The following is a 19,284-nucleotide window of genomic DNA, read 5'->3' as shown; positions in this document are numbered from 1 at the left end:
AAAAGGGAAAAGGCTTGCAGGGAAAGAGATAAGGGAATTTAAAGGAGGATGTTGGTTGTGAAGAAAATGATATTATGCTTGTTAAGTGCCAGTCTGATGTTTTTAGCTGCACCGGTTTCTACTAAAGCCTTTTCGGGTGAGGTCACACAAGGCACAGGCTCATATTCAACCATATTACCTGCCGGAGCAGCTACACCGCAAAACGAAATTTATAAGACAGCGAATGTAACCAGCCCAATGCCTACCAACGACTGGTGGAGCAGCTTGGCCTGGGTGCCCTACTCCGAGGCTCAATATCCGCATCCACTTGCCTTGAAAAATCAACAAAACGGTCTGCGCATCTTTAACCCAAGCGGTAAAATTACGGTCAATCCGGGATACATCGCAGGCTGGATGGATGATGTGAACGATTTTACCATCGGTCATTCTGTAAGCGCTTCATTTCCAGCTGCCAAGGTGGATGGTTTCAGTGATTGGTTTGTTAAATCCTTATTTCAAAGCGGCAGCAACAAAATGAGCGCTACCTATGGACATGGCTCTCCCTATGTTTTTTTTGAATTTGGCGGCGGCAATCCGAAGCTCTCGTTCAATGAGGTGCCAGAGGTCTGGTCCGGCTCAGCTACCTCCCCAGTGCTTGGCATTACAATCAATGGCTCACACTATGGTCTGTTTGGTCCTTCCGGCAGTACCTGGTCTGGCCTTGGATCGAGTACTCTGATCAATCAATTAAACGGGAAAAGCTATTTTACAGTGGCGGCTTTGCCTGACAATACAACAGCGACCTTGGACAAATTTCAGCAATACGCCTATTCTTTTGTTACAAACTCCAAAGCAGAGTACAGCTACAACGAAGCCTCTTCCGAGGTAACGACCACCTTTACCGTTACAACAACTGCGAAGCAAGGTACACAAGCGGGCACTATTTTTGCCTTATATCCACATCAGTGGAAAAACTCATCACAGTCCCTGCTGGGTTACACGTACAATTCTGTACGCGGCCAGATGAAAACGGCGGAAGGTGCTTCTTTTCAAACGAAGATGAAATTTACAGGGGTACTCCCTTCTTTGCCCGATTTGGGATCTTATGATAAAAATAAGCTGTACAGCTATATAGACGAGGCGAAAGCGGAAGTCTACTCTGGAGACAAAGACACGTACTGGACTGGAAAACGTTTGGGCAAGCTGGCAGCGCTGGCGCCAATTGCCGACCAGGTTGGCAATACCGCAGCAGCGACCCAGTTCCGCAATGAGATCAAAAGTCGGCTGCAGGATTGGTTTAAGGCCAGTGACAGCTCAGGAAATCTGAAAAGCTCGAATCTATTTGTGTACAACAGCAATTGGGGAACATTAATCGGTTATCCCGACAGCTTTGGCAGTGCAGTAGAATTAAATGACCATCATTTCCATTATGGATACTTTATTAAGGCTGCGGCCGAAATTGCACGGGTGGATAAGAGTTGGGCATCCAATTCACAATGGGGACAGATGGTGCAGCTGCTCATTCGCGACATTGCCAATACCGACAGATCTGATTCGAAATTTCCGTATTTACGTAATTTTGATCCCTATGCCGGTCACACCTGGGCTTCCGGTCATGCTAAATTTGGCGACGGCAACAATAATGAATCCTCCTCGGAAGCGATGAATGCTTGGGCCGGTTTGATTTTATGGGGCGAGGCGACGGGAAATACCCAAACTCGTGATCTGGGCATCTATCTATATACAACGGAGATGAATGCGATTAACGAATACTGGTTTGATGTACAAGGCACAAACACCCCTTCAAGGATGCAAAGCGCGACGGCAAGTATGATCTGGGGTGGTAAAACGGTGGGGAATGCAACATGGTGGACCAATAACCCCGCAGAGGTGCACGGTATCAACTGGCTGCCAATTACCTCGGCTTCCTTGTACCTGACACAATATCCGGAATATGCGGCTAAAAATTTTAGCAATCTGCTGCAAAAAAGCGGAGGGAATTTCAGTCCGTGGGAAGATATTGTGTATATGTACAGGGCGATTTCGGACCCGTCCGATGCCAAGGCCAAATTCAGTGCACGCGTAGCGACGATGACACCGGAAGCTGGGAATTCCAAGGCGAATGCCTACCACTGGATTTATAATTTGGATGCTGTAGGCAACATCGACCGCAGTGTCACCGCCAATTCACCTATTTCTGCCGTATTTCATAAGAACGGTGTAAAAACCTATGTGGCCTACAACTTTACAGACCAGGTCAAAACAGTAACCTTCTCAGATGGACACAGCATTACCGTGCAGCCGAACAGCTTTAATACCGGAAATGGAAACGGCGGCGGCAATCCGCAACCTGATACAGAAGCTCCATCAAGCCCGGTAAATGTGCGAGCTACGACCAAAACGGCTTCGGCGGTCACTCTGGAGTGGGAGGCAGCCACAGACAATGTTGGCGTTACGGGGTATATCGTGTATAAGGACGGGGCTCAGGCGGCAAAAATAAACGGTACTTCCGCTTCAATTACAGGACTGGATGCAGCTACTACTTACAGCTTTACCGTTAAGGCTCAGGACGCAGCCGGTAACTTATCTGCAGCCAGTCAAGCTGTTTCGGTAACTACAGAGCCAGCATCTGGCGGCAATGAGGGAGGCGGAGAAACGGAGGATTACACTGTACGGTCCCGCTTTGTCAGCGATCATGAAGCACTGCTTCAATTTACTCCCAAAACAGCCTCCGCCTATGTTGACGTGCATTATACTTTATCAGGTGGACAACAGCTCAATTACCGGATGACCAACAACGCTGGTGTTTGGGAACAGCGGGTTACAGACCTCTCCATCGGGAAGGCCGTCAGCTATTGGTTCACCTATGAAAAGGCGGGATTGCAATATGAGACTCCTTCATTCAGCTATACCCACCAGACGGCCTCTACAACGACAGGGGTTTCCGAAATTTCCGCAACCGAGGAGTTGGACACGTTCCAGCCCGGGCTTGCTCCTGAATAAATTTGAAATTATGGATATGATCAATATAGAGGAGATACAGGTATGACAGAATTTTGGGAATCAAGCTTTATAGAAAATCAAATGATGTGGGGCTTTGAACCTTCAGACTCAGCAATCCTGACAAAGGACTTTTTTCTTGTAAACAACGTTAAGGATATATTGATACCTGGTATTGGATATGGTAGAAATGCCAAGGTTTTTGTTGATAACGGAATAGATGTAACAGGTATTGAGATTTCAAAAACAGCGATTGATTTGGCGAGACAAAAAGAGCTTAATATTAGTATTTTTCATGGCTCCGTAACGGATATGCCTTTTGATAACAAGCTTTATGACGGTATATTTTGTTATGCACTTATTCATTTGTTGAATAAGCGTGAGAGAGATAAGTTTATTAGAGATTGCTATCATCAACTAAAGCCAAACGGATATATGATTTTTACTACGATTTCAAAAGAAGCTCCAATGTATGGAAAGGGAAAACAGCTGGATAAAGACTATTTCGAGATCATGGAAGGGGTAAAAATGTTTTTTTATGATTCTGACTCAATAAAACAAGAATTCGGAAAATATGGACTAATAGAAATTTCCGAAATTGTTGAGCCACATAAAAATATGGAAAGCAAACCTCCATTCAAGTTTATCATGGTAAAATGTCAAAAAGAGCTGTAAGGTGAATGGTAAGAGAACGACACGAGGGAAGCATCTGCGCTTCCTCCGTGTCTTTTTTTGTTTTTTATGGGGTCGTAATACTTTCGCCATGTTCGTGAATGCAAGGGTGCGTAATAATGATAAAGGCTGATGCAGGAAGATATTACCGAGGCGAGGATTTCCAATGGTCCCGCAGTGCCTGCCCTGATCGGGTCAGGTATCCTGTAAATCTGATGCATCCACCAACATTAAGGGTTCGATTCCCAATCGCCTTCCACGCGACTTCTGGTAGAGTATTCGAATGATCGAATAAAACAATGAAAAGACCCCAATAAGAGCATCCCATGTCTGGTCTTGATGACAGATACCGGGGCGATGGCTATGCGGCCAGCGGATACCGGAGAGAGTAAGCGCCGACAGGACCCGAGGCTTCGGGAATACGGATTCACAGTCGATGTTGAGCTGGTGAATTCCATCCCCGGAACACGGGAACAGGCGGCCCCTTTCTTTTTCCTTAAGCTTGGCCCCGCCCTCCAACCGGAGGGATGCTCTGTAAGGGTCCACCCCCTGCTACAACAAATAAAAATAAATCCTCATTTTAAAAATGTGTTTTGACTCAACGTGCGAATAAGCGGAGCGGTCCGTTTGAATCTGGAGAAGCGAAGCGTTTGCCTTTGTCCCTGAATTTTAACCCTATAAGGGGTTCATCAAATCCAAAAATTCAGGGGCAACAGCGATCGGAAGATCAAATGGAACGTGGAGCCGCTACACGCGGAAAATGTACATTTTTAAGTTGAGGATTTTTAACACTAGGAGTGATACGATGTTTAAGAAGATAACGATTAAAGCCGATGAGCGCGGACTGCTGTTCAAAAAAGGAAGCTACCACAAGTTGCTGCACCCAGGGACTTACCTATTGAAGACATTTCAGCAGGAAGCCGTTGAAGTTTTGAATGTAGCTGAATCATTTTTTGTACCAGATCATGATATTCGTCTGTTTTTGACAGATCCTCTATTGCTGGAGCAATTGACTGTCATTGATGTAGAGGACCATGAATATGTGTTACATTATGAGGACAATCGGTTTGTGGAACTGCTGACAGCAGGGAAATATGCATTTTGGAACATGCTCAAGGAGCATCGTTTTGTTCGTGCAGATACGCGGCAGCCTGCAATTGATAAGTCTTTGGGGCAAGCCTTCTTGTCCAAGACACCGGGCTTCTGGAAAGCCCTTCAGGTGGCCAGTCATGAATTGGGCTTTTTGTATTACGATAATGTGCTGCAAGGTGAACTAAAACCGGGCAAATATTATTTTTGGTTGTCCACTGTGAATACAGAGATCAAAACACTAGATATGCGACAGCAGCAGATGGACCTGATGGGTCAGGAAATCATGACAGAGGACAAAATCATGCTGCGCCTTAACTTTGTCTGTCAGTACCGTATCATCGACCCGCTGCGGGCATTGGAATTTCGGGCATACGAGGAGCAAATGTACATTACGCTTCAACTGTTGTTGCGTGAATATGTAGGCACAATGAAACTGGATGATTTGCTCAAAATGAAGCAGGAAATTGCGGAATATGTCTTGACTCGACTAAATGAGCAGAGCGACGAATATGGAGTGACTTTTACGTCAGCAGGGGTGAAGGATATTATTTTGCCGGGGGATATCAAGGATATTCTGAATACGGTGCTATTGGCAGAGAAGAAGGCGCAAGCTAACCTCATCACACGACGTGAAGAGACGGCATCCACTCGGAGTCTGCTCAACACAGCCAAGCTGATGGACGAAAACGCCACCCTCTATCGACTCAAAGAGCTGGAATTCATGGAAAAAATCTGCGAGAAAATTGGTACGATATCGCTGACTGGTGGAAATACGCTGCTGGAGCAGCTGAATACGTTGGTTCATATGAAAGAGGGGCAGGGACTCCAATAACGGAAAATACTCCCGAACAGTGAGTGCAAGCTGGCTCAAGGTTCGGGAGTATTTTTTATTTTAGTTCGTCTTGGTGGATGCGAGAAAAGCGTCCATCTCGATCACCGGAATGAGAGCACCCCGATGCTCCATCACAGTAGGAAACAATTCGCGTTGCCATTCTTCCTCGTTGCTTTGTAGCTGACTGTCTTCAGCAGATGCCGTATCCTCCACCTGATCGACAAGCAGGGCAATCTTCGCACGACTGAGCAAAATCATTTTGTCCTCGGAGGAGTCGCTTGATGCGGGAAGAAGCAGTTTTTTGCGTAGATTAAGGATTGTAAATACGTCGCCACGAATGGTCACCATTCCTTCATGCCATGCTTCGGAAAAGGGGAGCGGCGTCCCTTTTTTGGCATTCATGACTTCTTCTACTTCCAGAAAGTTTAACGCGAACTTCTTGTCCGCCAGACTGCACACAATAAATTCAGACATAGCAATTCTCCTTACATATTTAGATAAGTCCATCACAAGTTGTGAACTAGCAGTAAATTGGGTTAACTATTGCGTTTTGACAGATGGAACGATAAAGTGGAGGATGCGGTAAAATGGTTTTAGTTAATCACAGAATATCACAAACGAGCAGTTAAATCTTCCAAAATAACAGCCTAACGGACAAAGCGTGGCTTCGAGTTTCCCTACATATATAGTGTTGGGGCTAAGGCTATGTCCGACGGCACTACATTTTAAGATAAGCGGGTTGAGGTAGAATGGATCATGAAAAGCAGCGATTAAGTATCGAGGCAGCCAGATTATACTATCTGAACGATTACAGTCAGCAAGATATTGCGGTCAGACTTGGGGTTTCACGTCCTACAGTATCGCGGTTACTTCAGGCTGCCAAGGAACAGGGATACGTGCGGATCAGTATTGTGGACCCGATGGAGGATATGGACGCGCTCGGAGAGCAGGTGAAAAAGAAATACGGGCTGGATACCGTGCTGGTCTGTTATTCGCCATTAAATGAATACCAGGAGATCAAGAAGCATATTAGCAAAAAAGCAGCCGATTATTTGCATGAAACGGTACAGGATGCTGATATTATTGGTGTGACATGGGGAACAACCATGCATGCGGTGGCGCTTCATCTTCAGCAAAAGCAGGTCAAGGGAGTTGAGGTGGTTCAACTCAAAGGAGGCGTAAGCCATTCACATGTCAACACTTATGCCGTGGAAACCGTAAATTTGTTCGCAGAAGCCTTTAACACCATAGCTCGGTATTTGCCACTACCTGTGATTTTCGACAGTCAAGCTGTTAAGAGAATGGTCGAGAAGGATCGGCATATCCAGCGTATCATTCAACTTGGCAAGCAGGCGAACATTGCGGTGTTTACGGTGGGTACGGTCAAGGAGGATGCGCTGCTGTTCCGATTAGGATACTTTAACCATGAAGAGCAGAAGCTGCTGCAAAAAATCGGCAAGGGCGATATTTGCTCGCGCTTTTTTGACGATGAGGGCAACATATGCAGTCAGGAAATCAACAGCCGTACCGTTGGAATTGATTTACCTGAGCTGCGAAAGAAGGAGAAGTCCATCCTTGTAGCTGGAGGTCAGCGCAAAGTAGAGGCCATTCGGGCATCACTGCGTGGCAAGTATGCGAATATCTTGGTGACGGACCAGTTTACGGCACAAGCACTTTTGCAATAGAACATGTTGGCCTCAATTCAATTAAACATGGTTACGGCGTGTGCCTACAGGGTAACATGAATTGTAGGTGAACGGCCTGTGTACAAGCGTGAACATAATTTCAAAATGTGTTTTACATATGTTCAGAGCCGTGCTATGATGATCTCATCACAGAGAAATAAACGATTCATTTTCTTCACACTATTTATTAAATGAAGGAGCTTTTAGATATGAACATTGCAGCATTAATCGACCATACATTGTTGCGAGCAGATGCGATGAAGGATGAAATTACAAAACTGACTGCTGAGGCAAAAAAATACCAGTTTGCTTCCGTATGTGTGAATCCGGCGTGGGTAGCTTATGCAGCTGAACAGCTCGCAGGCACAAACGTGGCTATCTGTACGGTTATCGGGTTTCCACTGGGAGCCAATACATCGGCAACGAAAGCGTTTGAAACGAAAGATGCTATTGCTAACGGTGCAACTGAAATTGATATGGTTATTAACATAGGCGCTTTGAAGGCGCGCGATGTACAGCTCGTCGAGCAGGATATCCGTGCGGTTGTGGAAGCAGCTGCGGGTACACTGGTCAAAGTGATTATCGAAACCTGCCTGCTGACAGACGAAGAGAAGGTACTGGCGTGTGAGCTGTCCGTCAAAGCTGGAGCGAATTTTGTGAAAACTTCGACGGGTTTCTCTACAGGTGGAGCTACTGTGGAAGACGTAGCCTTGATGCGCAAAACAGTAGGACCTGATATTGGTGTCAAAGCTTCTGGTGGCGTACGCAGCCTGGAGGATGTGCAAAAATTAGTAGAAGCTGGCGCAAGTCGGATCGGTGCAAGTTCCGGTGTGAAAATCATCGAGGGCGAGCAATCTACATCTTCCTATTAAGTTTATTTTAAAGTCATGGAGGGATTCGCAATGAAGGATCAATTGATTCAGAAAGCGCTTGAGGCGCGTAATCAGGCATATGTTCCGTATTCGAATTTTCAAGTGGGTGCTGCGGTTCTCGGAAGCGATGGCACGATTTATCACGGATGCAATGTGGAAAATGCCTCCTACGGCTTATGCAACTGTGCAGAGCGGACAGCGATTTTTAAAATGGTATCCGAAGGCTGCCGAAAAATTGATTCGATTGCGGTTGCAGCTGATACGGAAGGGCCTGTGTCTCCATGTGGGGCCTGTCGTCAGGTCATTTCCGAATTTGCTCATCAAGATACCAAAATTTATCTGACAAACCTTCATGGCAATACGGAAGAGTGGACGGTGGATCAATTACTGCCGGGTGCCTTTCGACCTGCGGATCTGGGGAAATAAAAAAAAGAATGCCTCTTTGGGGCGCATTCTTTTTATGGGCAATGTAAGCGCTTAATGTAATGAGGGGGAATTGAAATGAAATATGTAATCGCTTTGGTGGGATTGCTTGTTGTATTTGCACTTACTTACGTTGCCAGCAGTGACAAGCGTAAAATCAGGTATCGTCCGCTGATAGTTATGGTTGTTCTGCAAGCAGCGCTTGCTTTCGTATTGCTGAATACAGAGATTGGTGAAATTCTAGTTAAAGGTTTTGCAAAAGGTTTTAATAGTCTGATTGGTTATGCTATGGAAGGGATTAACTTCGTTTTTGGCGGAATTGCGAATGAAGGAGCAGCACCGTTCTTTATCGGTGTACTGCTGCCAATCGTGTTCATATCCGCGCTGATTGGGATTTTACAATATGTAAAAGTGCTTCCTTTTATTATTAAATATATCGGGCTTGTCTTGAGCAAAGTAAACGGAATGGGTAAACTGGAATCCTACAACGCTGTAGCTTCGGCTATCTTGGGTCAATCCGAGGTGTTTATTTCCGTTAAGAAACAAATTGGTCTGCTGCCAAAACACCGGCTGTATACATTGTGTGCATCTGCGATGTCTACGGTGTCTATGTCGATTGTGGGAGCCTACATGCAAATGTTGAACCCCAAATATGTGGTTACCGCTTTGGTATTAAACCTGTTTGGCGGCTTTATTATCGCTTCCATTATTAATCCGTACAAGATTGAGAAGGAAGACGATTTACTGGAGGTTCAAGAGGAAGAGAAGCAGTCCTTCTTCGAAATGCTCGGGGAGTATATTATGGATGGTTTCAAGGTTGCTATTACGGTAGCCGCGATGCTGATCGGTTTTGTGGCGCTGATTGCCATGGTTAACGGTATTTTCTCCTGGTTGTTTGGTATCAGCTTTCAGGCGCTGCTTGGCTATGTGTTTGCACCGTTCGCCTTTGTTATGGGGATTCCGTGGAACGAGGCAGTGCAGGCAGGCAGCATTATGGCTACCAAGCTCGTATCCAACGAATTTGTGGCCATGCTGGATCTGACCAAACAAACAGGCTTGTCCGAGCGTACGATCGGGATCGTATCGGTATTCCTCGTATCCTTTGCAAACTTCTCGTCCATCGGTATCATTTCCGGGGCTGTGAAGGGTCTGCATGAAAAACAGGGAAATGTAGTGGCCCGATTTGGTCTGAAGCTGTTGTACGGGGCGACGCTGGTTAGCGTGCTGTCGGCAACGATTGCAGGGTTGTTTTTGTAAAAAAAACAGCGAGTCAGGAAAGGATTTTTATAATGTCTAAATTTAAACGGATTCACTTGGTCGTTATGGACTCGGTTGGTATCGGCGAAGCACCGGATGCTGCCCAGTTTGATGATTATGATGTAGATACACTTGGTCATATTGCACGCGAACGCGGCGGTCTGAACATGCCGAATATGGGTAAGCTCGGTCTGTCCAACATTCGTTCCATAGAAGGTGTACCAGCGGCCGATATGCCACTCGCGTATTACACCAAAATGCAGGAAGCCTCCAATGGCAAAGATACGATGACAGGTCATTGGGAAATCATGGGCTTAAATATTGCAGTTCCTTTCCGTGTATTCCCGGATGGGTTTCCAGATGAGCTGATTCAGCGCATTGAGGAGCATACAGGCCGCAAAGTTATTGGCAACAAGCCAGCCAGCGGCACGGAAATCATTGATGAGCTGGGCGAAGAACATGTAAAAACCGGCGCACTCATCATCTATACCTCAGCGGATTCAGTACTGCAAATTGCAGCGCATGAGGAAGTTGTACCTTTGAAGGAGCTCTATGAGATCTGTGAGTTCTGCCGTAAAATCACGCTGGAAGATCCGTACATGCTGGGTCGCATTATTGCCCGTCCGTTCATAGGTGAGGCAGGGAACTTCTCTCGTACCTCCAATCGACATGACTATGCGCTCAAGCCATTTGGTCGCACCACAATGAATGAACTGAAGGATGCAGGCCTGGATGTAATCGCCTTGGGTAAAATCTCTGACATTTATGACGGCGAGGGTGTAACGAAGGCAGTGCGCACAGTGTCCAATATGGATGGCATGGATAAGCTGGTGGCTACGCTGGACGAGGAATTCATCGGATTAAGCTTCTTGAATTTGGTGGACTTTGATGCTGTATACGGTCATCGTCGTGATCCGCAGGGATATGGTCAAGCCTTGGACGATTACGATGCCCGTCTGCCCGAGGTATTCGCCAAAATGACCGATGACGATCTGTTGATCATCACCGCAGATCATGGGAATGACCCAACCTATCGCGGAACGGATCATACCCGCGAATATGTGCCTTTGCTGGCTTATTCCCCTCGTTTTGCAGCTGGAGGCAAGGAACTGGCAGTTCGCAAGACGTTTGCGGATATTGGAGCGACAGTAGCGGATAACTTTGGTGTAAAACTGCCTGAGCATGGAACTAGCTTTTTAGCAGAACTTCAGTAATCTAGACGCTAGCAACGAAGGCAGTCAAGATTATTGGTAACGAAATGAGTAACGATATCAGCATGGACAAATGGGACGGAGGAATAAAAAACATGAGTGTACACATTGGAGCCAAACCTGGAGAGATTGCAGAAACAATTTTGCTGCCAGGAGATCCGCTACGGGCGAAATTTATCGCTGAAACATATCTGGAGGACGTGACCTGCTACAACGAGGTGCGCGGAATGCTCGGATTCACGGGAACGTACCAAGGCAAACGCCTGTCTGTACAGGGAACCGGGATGGGGCTGCCTTCCATCAGTATTTATGTCAACGAATTGATTAGCGAGTATGGGGTGAAAAACTTGTTCCGCGTGGGTACATGTGGCGGAATGAAGGAGCATGTGCACGTTCGTGACGTCATTTTAGCACAGGCATCCTGTACAGATTCCGGCATGAACCGCCATATCTTTGGCGGCTACGATTTCTCCCCGATTGCCAGCTTCCCTCTCTTGAAGGGCGCTTATGATCGCGGGGTTGCCAAAGGATTGAACATGCATGTCGGCAACGTATTCAGCTCAGACAGCTTCTACCGTGATGACAAATCAGTGGTACAAAAGTTGATGGAATACGGTGTGTTGGGTGTGGAGATGGAGACTTCGGCTTTATACACGCTGGCAGCCAAGTTTGGCGTAAACGCCCTGACCATTCTGACGGTAAGTGATCACTTGCTGACAGGCGAAGAAACGACAGCAGAGGAACGGCAAACCACGTTTAAAGAAATGATGGAAGTTGCACTGGATACAGCAGTATCCCTGTAAACGATCATACGCACAGTGAGGAGAAATGACATATGAGAATGGTAGACTTGATTGAAAAAAAACGTGACGGAAAAGAACTGAGCACTGAGGAAATTAACTTTATTATCCAAGGCTATACTCAGGGTGAAATTCCTGATTATCAGGTCAGTGCATTGGCGATGTCTATCTTCTTCAAAGATATGAACGAACGGGAACGTGCTGATTTGACCATGGCAATGGTTCATTCAGGAGATACGATTGACTTGTCCGCGATTGAAGGTGTAAAGGTCGATAAGCACTCCACTGGCGGTGTGGGTGATACGACAACACTGGTACTGGCTCCGCTTGTAGCAGCCTTAGACATTCCGGTAGCGAAAATGTCAGGTCGCGGCCTCGGGCACACGGGCGGAACGATCGACAAGCTGGAGGCCATTGCAGGCTTTCACGTAGAGATCACCAAGGATGAATTCGTAGATTTGGTGAATCGCAGCAAAATTGCGGTCGTCGGACAAAGCGGCAACCTGACACCTGCGGATAAAAAATTGTATGCCTTGCGTGACGTTACAGCAACGGTAAATTCAATTCCGTTGATTGCCAGCTCGATTATGAGTAAGAAAATCGCTGCCGGCTCTGATGCCATCGTACTGGATGTCAAGACAGGTGCGGGCGCATTCATGAAAACAGTAGAAGATGCCAAAGAGCTGGCACATGCCATGGTAAGTATCGGGAACAATGTGGGTCGCAAGACCATGGCAGTTATTTCCGACATGAGTCAACCGTTGGGGCTGGCTATCGGGAACTCACTGGAAGTTAAAGAAGCGATCGATACATTGCGCGGCGAAGGACCCAAAGATCTGGAAGAGCTGTGTATGGCTTTGGGCAGTCAGATGGTATTTTTGGCCGGAAAAGCAGATTCCCTCGAAAACGCCGAAGAGAAGCTTAAAGAGGTCATTCGTAACGGCAAAGCACTGGAGAAATTCAAAGAGTTTATTGCGAACCAAGGCGGCGACGCTTCTGTAGTGGATCATCCAGAACGCTTGCCACAAGCGCAGTATCTTATTGAAGTACCTGCAAAGCAGGACGGCGTGGTAGCTGAAATCGTGGCTGACGAAATCGGTACTGCCGCGATGCTGCTGGGAGCAGGCCGTGCGACCAAAGAATCCGAGATTGATTTGGCTGTCGGTTTGATGCTGAACAAAAAAGTCGGCGATGCGATTCAAAAAGGCGATTCACTGGTTACAATCCATGCGAACCGTGAAGACGTGGACCAAGTAATAGAGAAAATCTACGCGAACATCCGTATTGCGGATCATGCGGAAGCCCCCGTGCTGATCTACGGAACGGTGACAGAATAATATGTAAGCTGTATTTCGGCTTATCTAGATAGAGAGCCACCGTACGGATTCCTTTGAACGAGTTTGAAAAATATGACAGCCAAACTCATAATAGATATGAGTTTGGCTGTTTTTATTTAGGCTTAGCCAGTTGAGTGCGTGAAACGCGCGAAACATAAAACCACCCGCTATGCGGGTGGAGGGAACAAGGGTTTGGCCAATAAGACCATACCGATAAAATGGAGATAAACAAGGCTCGATAGAGAAAATGGTATTAAATGAAAAACTGGAATAATAGTTTAGCGCCCACGAAGTGTGTAAATATCACATCGTGTTTACTCCGAAGTATAAACGCAAAGAGATATATAAACAAGTGAGAAAGGATTTAATAGAAATTGTAAAACGATTATGTAAGTATATGCCTGTTGATTAACTATAATAAGTAATTTAATCCATAAAACTAGAAGTACTCTGGAGAAGAACGCGCTGAATTAGAATCAGCCATTCATCAAGTAGTTTGTGAAGATAGAAAAGTCGAGAAAATCGGGCAAAGAAAGAATGGCATGTTTGGGCCACGCCGTTTGAGCAGCATAAAATAGTCATTTGAGCAGGACATAGACGATGAACGCACAGAACAGTTGCCCATAGACCGCATTTGGGGTCGCACCAAACAGAGTTGGAATATTCAAATGTTGCTTGATCCAACGGAAAAAGACCTCCATCTGCCACCAAGCTTTACACATCTGTGCGATTTGTTCTGCCGTGACCTGCATTAAATCGGTAACGACCCAGATTTCCCGACCCTCAAAATCCCAAAACATCACCACAAGATGACGTTGCTTGGAACGACACTGCGATGTCCCCACTGGCAGGTGATATCTCGAATGACGGATGAATCTATCTTTTGGAGGCGGGATAGGGCATGAGGCCTTTCCAAATGAACGTTGTCGCGAAGCCGAATGACAAAGGATTGCCCTAAGTTTTTGAAGCCATCCAGACGCTCCAGTTTCCCATAAGCACGATCCATCACCAAAATGTAGTCCGGCGATGGTAATTGTGATTGCAATGTTACCTGTTGGTGGCAGCATCCCACATTAGAATTGCTGCGTGCTATGTATTCTCTCTGTTTTCTCAATTATTATAATAAACTTCAGGGAGTTTACACACTTTATTTTACAGGCTCTGCTCTTTATGTATATCAATCAGCATGGGGAGTTACAAGAGGGAGCTAGTTAGGGACCGTGTATTAATTATATAATTGAATAACCAAGAATGACCTAGCCAGAAGTTTTGACTAGGTCATTTTCTTTACAGGGGGATTTATTCTGCTGTTCGCAGTCGTTCTACGATAGTTTTCTTGTTGCTCAGAGAATAAATAGCGAGAGGAAGACAGATTCCAAGCACGAGCAGAACAGGCAGCACGAGGATCAGCGGCCAAATAATAAATTTATAACTCATAAACCACATTACGTTACTCAAGGGTTTTGCAATCAAGACGGAAAATAAGCTTCCTAATAAGATGGAGCATATGCTAGTACCGAGCACATAGTACAGACCCTCATAAATGAGCATTGTCTTTAATTGTTTATTAGTCATACCGATACTTTGTAGTATAGCAAATTCTTGATGGCGGGTCAGAATGCTAGTTAGAAGCGCGTTTGCAAAATTAAGAGTACCAATCAAACCGATAATAACGCTGAGCATACCGCCAATCATCAAAATAGTATTTCGCATACCTAATAACGCGGTAATTACGGTAGATTTGGATCGATAGTGCATCGTTCGCTCCTTTACTCCGGTATAGTTCTTTAAGAAGCTCTCCATCGTTTTTTCTTTACTGTTGGATACATTAAAATCATAACTCATCACCGTAGGCTTCTTCACAAGTGTTTTGTAGATATCCGCCGGAAGAAAGAATTCAACATTAGCACCTATTACACCATTATTAATTCCTTTTCGGGCGACATGACCGAGGACTGTGAATTCATGGCTAGTATACTCCTGGACTTTTGCTGTGTCCATATAGTTATGAAGGACAACCTTTTCACCTATCTTATATGCCGAATATTTCATTTTGGGATTACCATCGTTATCCAGTATGACATTTTCCAGGATATATTTACCCGAAGCCAGCTTGCCATAATCAAGCTCACCGTCAATTAGTTGTAGTCGGTGAAGAGGAAACTCTTCGAGACCATATGCTGCTGCTGATATGTTGCCACGAGCGTCGGTGTCGTATGGTAAAGAGCCACAAGCATTAATGCCTGGGGTTGCAGATAAGTTGACACGAGCGTCGGTGCCGTCTCCCTTTAAGGTCTCTTTACAATCAGCAGTGAGTAAATTGCTGCCACTGTACAATCGTCCACCTTCTTCAAAGCCAGGTTGTGCTTGTACGGCCTGGATATAACTTTCCGTCGTTGCATTGTCAGGACCTGTGAAATGTTCTTGAAAATAACCTGCATGTGCAATCACAAAGTCAGCGTCAATGCTTCTAGACACATATTTATCCATATCCAGACTTTGGGATAATGTAAAAGTAATATTCAGTAGCGCCAGACTTAGAGAAAGGCCAATCACCACTAAAGTAGTCCGTTTCTTATTGCGCCCTAAGTTGGCTTGAGCCATCAGCGGCATTTTAGCACCGTTAGTTGATTTTTTCAGTTTTTTCTTACCCTTTTTGATAGCTCCGTCTACGTATCTTACTGCCTCGATTGGAGATACAGTCGCTGCAATCCTAATAGGCTTATAAATACTGATGATAACTGTAATGGCTGCAAACAAAGCGGAGCTGATAAAAATCCATAGGTTGGGGGATAGGGTTACCTCAGCGTGCCCAAAAGTGTTCATAAGCAGAGGGAGAAGCGATTTTCCGACCCCAAAACCCACAAGTAAGCCGATGGGAACTCCGACCAAGGAAAGAAATAATGCCTGTCTATGAATGAGCCTACGGAGTTGGCTACTGCTTATGCCGATGGTTTTTAGAAGACCGTAGAAACGAATATCACGCATCACCGAGATTTGGAAAATATTATAGATGATCAAATAGCCAGTAAGCATGATCAGTAACAGACCACCAGCTAAGACAAAGACGACTTCAGGGTTCGAACTGAAAGTGTTGGAAAAATACGTCCAGTTCACAGAACTTGCAATGTAGTTCGGTGCATTTTGGTCTAGGGAATAACCGCTTTCTGTAATCACTTGATCAAGTTTTCCCTGGATGTTCGAGCTGTTATCGAACATGATATCTGCCCTGATGGCTCCGGTCCGATTATAATCCTGCTTATATGTGTTAATTAATTCTTCAGCATGGGCATCCACATAAGCTTTAGAAGCATAGATTGTGCCTACGTCCATCCCGGCGGCGAGGTCACTCTTCCACCAGCCGGCGAGGATAAATTCACGCTGCACCGTTTTGCCGTGAACCTCAAGCTTCAAGGTCAATGGGACGCCCTCTTTCAGGGGAATACCCAGTAGCTGTAAGGTGCTAGAGTCCGCGATAACCTCATTTTCTGCCACCGGTTTGTGGCCTTTTTCTAGCTCAACCAATCCTAGCTTTAGCCCTAGATCGTCACGATACCAGAACTCCGTTTTGCGCTTTAAAAATTGCTCGTTTGTTACCTTTTGACTTAACGAGCGGCAATATGCTATCTCCTTAATAAGAGGGTGGTCTTTGATGTGATTAAATTCCTCATCGTTGATAAATTTGAGAGAAGCATGCGCTTCCCCACCGGCCTGTCGCATCGTTGCCTGCTGGAAACTTTCCATCGCGCCAATCCCCATAGTAAACACAGATGTAAATAACAAAGTGGTTAAGGCAATAGCGATAATCGCAATAATATTGCGGGTTTTATTCGCTTTAAAACTTTTATTTGATAAATTATGAACGCCGCCCTTACTGTTTTTTACTTTGGTCATCGGGTCACACCACCTACAATTTTACCGTCCTCAATGCGGATGATGCGGTCTGCCATCTGCGCGATTTCTTCATTATGAGTAATCATCACCATCGTTTGAGCGAAGCGTTGGCTGGAGACTTTGATCAACCCGATGACATCCAGACTGGTTTTACTGTCCAGATTGCCAGTAGGCTCGTCGGCCAGAATAATGGCTGGTTTCGTCGCTAGTGCTCTCGCAATAGCTACCCGCTGTTGTTGCCCCCCTGAAAGATTGCTCGGTAGATTGTTTAATTTGTTCTCAAGTCCCAGCGTGTTCGTAATTTGAGTCAGATAGGCTTTGTCCGGTTGGTTTCCATCCAGTTCAATAGGTAGTACAATATTCTCATAGACATTTAAGACTGGAACTAGATTATAATTTTGAAAAATGAAGCCAATCTTTCTTCGGCGGAAAATGGTCAATTCTTCATTTTTCAGAGAATAGATATCCTTGCCGTCTACGGTGACGTTTCCGCTTGTAGGTCGATCCAACCCACCAAGCATATGCAGAAGGGTGGACTTTCCACTGCCGGATGTCCCAATGATAGCCACGAATTCACCAGTGCTTACCTCCATGTTGACTCCATCCAATGCATGAACCTCGGTATCTCCGCTGCCATAAGTTTTTCTGAGCTCTCTGGTTTCTAATATATTCATGTTTATCTCTCCCCTAATAAAAATATCTGTATCGTAAGTGCTTACAACACAAATTTATTATAATGTCTCATTCTGACTTGAGTAAGCTGTGGACCATTATCGGTTCGAATCACCGGACGGACGTTAGATCCAATAGTTTTCTTTTCCACAAACTACGTTGAATGAGCCCAGCAGCATGCTGGCCTTCGCAAGACAACCCCATATAAAAATCAATCACCTCGTGATCGTAAACATCCAGCACCCATAACAGAAAAAAAGCGGTACTCGCCTGTGATATAGCCATATTTAATGTCCAACTCCCATAATGGGTTGGCTGCCGTGTTTTCACGATTGTTTGCTAACTTACGCGGATGTTTTGCCTGGATTTGAGAAACGAATCGAAAAGCCAGGCACAGGTCGACTCCGCCTTTATTAGAACGGGACGTGTGCTGATTATTCCTGCGGTAATAGTAAATCTGCTCGGATCCAAAAATGCGGCTTACCGCGTGTCCCAGCTTAATCCACTTGTCGGCATTTCGATTTTGTCCGATAAGCTGGGTTCTGCTTTTTTAGCAAGTCTTGAAGTACAGAAATTTCCAGATACTCCTCACCCAAAAGCCCCTTGAGTTGCTTGTTCTCGCCTTCTAGGGAGCGAAACTCCTGGGATGAGGGTGTGTATGCCTTAATCGTCTTGGACGACAGGACGGTTCGTTGCCAATCTCAATGCTCTGCTTGTTCGATCCAACGATAAAGCAGTTTAGGGTTTGATGTTTTGTCGACGAGCAACCTGAGACGCATTGCCTACTTCCTTGGCCTCTTGAATAACCTGCTGTTCGAACTCGATCGTAAACCTTCTTCGTTGCATAAAAAATCCCCTCCATCGGCTCAGTATCCAGACTACACTGTTAAGTGTGCTAGAATCAAATCCGATTTCGGGGCTTAAGAGATTCTTAGTTAGTCAGAATTATTCTTTCATTAGTTCCACGGAGACCAACTAGTGTCACAATCATTCGTTTTTACGAGACAATCATGCGCACAGTCATCAGGATCACATAGTGCTTGCACTTCCATTTCAAAATCAACAGTTTCCAAAACCTTAACCTTTTCCATGTTAATTCACCTCCTATCACTTTTAAACTATCATTAAAAACGCCTCTAAATTTTCTATTGTAAAAATCATCATGTTATTTGTCATACATGCCTGTTGATTAACTATAATAAGTAATTTAATCCATAAAAATGGAAGTATTCTGGAGAAGAACGAGCTGAATTAGAATAAGCCATTCACCAGGCAGTTTGTGAAGATAGAAAAGTCGAGGAAATCGGGCAGGAGAGTATGGCATGGTTGGGCCACGTCGTTTGAGCAGCATCGAATAGTATTTGAGTAGGACATAGACGATGAGCGCGCAGAACAGTTGCCCATAGACCGCATTTGGGGTCGCACCAAACAGCGTTGGAATATTCCAATGTTGCTTGATCAAACGAAAGAAGACCTCCATCTGCCATCAAGCCTTATACATCTGTGCAATTTGTTCTGCCGTGACCTGCATAACGCTCTCCGTGATAAGGAGCCCAGG

The 19,284-nt window shown here is 45.4% G+C and carries 19 protein-coding genes and 1 pseudogene; 12 read left to right on the top strand and 8 right to left on the bottom strand.

The genetic code is table 11. The annotated features are described in order from the left end of the window. Positions 1-57: 57 nt before the first annotated feature. The 3 genes from ACU1JV_RS19615 to ACU1JV_RS19605 all read left to right on the top strand — a co-directional run bounded on the left by ACU1JV_RS19615 (position 58) and on the right by ACU1JV_RS19605 (position 5,575). Entirely contained in the window at positions 58-2,982 is a 2,925-nt protein-coding gene (locus ACU1JV_RS19615) for a glycosyl hydrolase (protein ID WP_413987046.1), read from the top strand. Between the two features lie 42 nt (positions 2,983-3,024). Continuing rightward, the gene (locus tag ACU1JV_RS19610; protein WP_413987045.1) at positions 3,025-3,654 is read left to right on the top strand and encodes a class I SAM-dependent methyltransferase; all 630 of its coding nucleotides are present in this window, start codon (positions 3,025-3,027) and stop codon (positions 3,652-3,654) included. Between the two features lie 802 nt (positions 3,655-4,456). Beyond that, positions 4,457-5,575 (top strand): slipin family protein, encoded by a 1,119-nt coding sequence (locus tag ACU1JV_RS19605; RefSeq protein WP_413987044.1) that lies wholly within the window; start codon positions 4,457-4,459, stop codon positions 5,573-5,575. A 60-nt stretch (positions 5,576-5,635) separates the two neighbouring features. Here ACU1JV_RS19605 and ACU1JV_RS19600 read toward each other — a convergent pair whose 3' ends face one another. Then, positions 5,636-6,049: a chemotaxis protein CheW gene (locus ACU1JV_RS19600; RefSeq protein ID WP_025674697.1), complete on the bottom strand. Its 414-nt coding sequence runs from the start codon at positions 6,047-6,049 to the stop codon at positions 5,636-5,638. 275 nt (positions 6,050-6,324) lie between these two features. Here ACU1JV_RS19600 and ACU1JV_RS19595 point away from each other — a divergent pair, with 275 nt between their 5' ends. From ACU1JV_RS19595 to ACU1JV_RS19560, 8 genes and pseudogenes are all read left to right on the top strand, one after another. Beyond that, the gene (locus ACU1JV_RS19595; protein WP_013373178.1) at positions 6,325-7,260 is read left to right on the top strand and encodes a sugar-binding transcriptional regulator; all 936 of its coding nucleotides are present in this window, start codon (positions 6,325-6,327) and stop codon (positions 7,258-7,260) included. A 209-nt stretch (positions 7,261-7,469) separates the two neighbouring features. Next, positions 7,470-8,132 carry a deoxyribose-phosphate aldolase gene (deoC, locus tag ACU1JV_RS19590; RefSeq protein ID WP_013373177.1) on the top strand — a complete coding sequence of 221 codons (663 nt, stop codon included), beginning with the start codon at positions 7,470-7,472 and terminating at the stop codon, positions 8,130-8,132. Positions 8,133-8,162: 30 nt separating this feature from the next. Then, the gene (locus tag ACU1JV_RS19585) at positions 8,163-8,558 is read left to right on the top strand and encodes a cytidine deaminase (protein ID WP_016820386.1); all 396 of its coding nucleotides are present in this window, start codon (positions 8,163-8,165) and stop codon (positions 8,556-8,558) included. A gap of 75 nt (positions 8,559-8,633) precedes the next feature. Further along, the gene (locus ACU1JV_RS19580) at positions 8,634-9,812 is read left to right on the top strand and encodes a NupC/NupG family nucleoside CNT transporter (RefSeq protein ID WP_013373175.1); all 1,179 of its coding nucleotides are present in this window, start codon (positions 8,634-8,636) and stop codon (positions 9,810-9,812) included. A 32-nt stretch (positions 9,813-9,844) separates the two neighbouring features. Next, complete coding sequence (gene deoB, locus ACU1JV_RS19575) at positions 9,845-11,026, top strand: phosphopentomutase (RefSeq protein ID WP_413987043.1); 1,182 nt, start codon at positions 9,845-9,847, stop codon at positions 11,024-11,026. A gap of 92 nt (positions 11,027-11,118) precedes the next feature. Beyond that, entirely contained in the window at positions 11,119-11,826 is a 708-nt protein-coding gene (gene deoD / locus ACU1JV_RS19570; RefSeq protein WP_013373173.1) for a purine-nucleoside phosphorylase, read from the top strand. A gap of 32 nt (positions 11,827-11,858) precedes the next feature. Beyond that, entirely contained in the window at positions 11,859-13,160 is a 1,302-nt protein-coding gene (locus ACU1JV_RS19565) for a pyrimidine-nucleoside phosphorylase (protein ID WP_165082610.1), read from the top strand. Positions 13,161-13,452: 292 nt separating this feature from the next. Then, a pseudogene (locus ACU1JV_RS19560) lies at positions 13,453-13,569 on the top strand (transposase); the annotation flags it as partial. 169 nt (positions 13,570-13,738) lie between these two features. Here ACU1JV_RS19560 and ACU1JV_RS19555 read toward each other — a convergent pair. From ACU1JV_RS19555 to ACU1JV_RS19535, 5 genes are all read right to left on the bottom strand, one after another. Next, positions 13,739-14,005, bottom strand: a complete 267-nt coding sequence (locus tag ACU1JV_RS19555; protein WP_413987042.1) for a transposase — start codon at positions 14,003-14,005, stop codon at positions 13,739-13,741. Continuing rightward, positions 13,960-14,205 carry a transposase gene (locus ACU1JV_RS19550; protein ID WP_172800041.1) on the bottom strand — a complete coding sequence of 82 codons (246 nt, stop codon included), beginning with the start codon at positions 14,203-14,205 and terminating at the stop codon, positions 13,960-13,962. The genes ACU1JV_RS19555 and ACU1JV_RS19550 overlap by 46 nt, the downstream gene beginning before the upstream one ends. Positions 14,206-14,459: 254 nt before the next feature. Continuing rightward, positions 14,460-17,054 (bottom strand): ABC transporter permease, encoded by a 2,595-nt coding sequence (locus tag ACU1JV_RS19545; protein WP_413987041.1) that lies wholly within the window; start codon positions 17,052-17,054, stop codon positions 14,460-14,462. Next, a complete protein-coding gene (locus ACU1JV_RS19540; RefSeq protein ID WP_058831041.1) occupies positions 17,051-17,728 on the bottom strand; it encodes an ABC transporter ATP-binding protein in 678 nt (225 codons plus the stop codon). Before ACU1JV_RS19540 ends, ACU1JV_RS19545 begins: the two co-directional genes overlap by 4 nt. 109 nt (positions 17,729-17,837) lie before the next feature. Continuing rightward, positions 17,838-18,011: a hypothetical protein gene (locus ACU1JV_RS19535; protein WP_155617200.1), complete on the bottom strand. Its 174-nt coding sequence runs from the start codon at positions 18,009-18,011 to the stop codon at positions 17,838-17,840. Positions 18,012-18,093: 82 nt separating this feature from the next. Between ACU1JV_RS19535 and ACU1JV_RS19530 the strand changes: the two genes are divergently transcribed. Then, on the top strand, positions 18,094-18,333 hold the full coding sequence (locus tag ACU1JV_RS19530; RefSeq protein ID WP_172800040.1) for a hypothetical protein: 240 nt from the start codon (positions 18,094-18,096) through the stop codon (positions 18,331-18,333). A 349-nt stretch (positions 18,334-18,682) separates the two neighbouring features. Here ACU1JV_RS19530 and ACU1JV_RS19525 read toward each other — a convergent pair whose 3' ends face one another. Both ACU1JV_RS19525 and ACU1JV_RS19520 read right to left on the bottom strand, forming a co-directional pair. Then, positions 18,683-18,817: a hypothetical protein gene (locus ACU1JV_RS19525; RefSeq protein ID WP_301336228.1), complete on the bottom strand. Its 135-nt coding sequence runs from the start codon at positions 18,815-18,817 to the stop codon at positions 18,683-18,685. A 116-nt stretch (positions 18,818-18,933) separates the two neighbouring features. Further along, positions 18,934-19,188 (bottom strand): hypothetical protein, encoded by a 255-nt coding sequence (locus ACU1JV_RS19520; RefSeq protein WP_058831042.1) that lies wholly within the window; start codon positions 19,186-19,188, stop codon positions 18,934-18,936. Between the last annotated feature and the right edge of the window lie 96 nt (positions 19,189-19,284).

This window comes from Paenibacillus sp. T2-29 (assembly GCF_052921365.1).
Note: the sequence above shows the minus strand (reverse complement) of the source record. Positions and strands in the feature narration are given on the sequence as shown.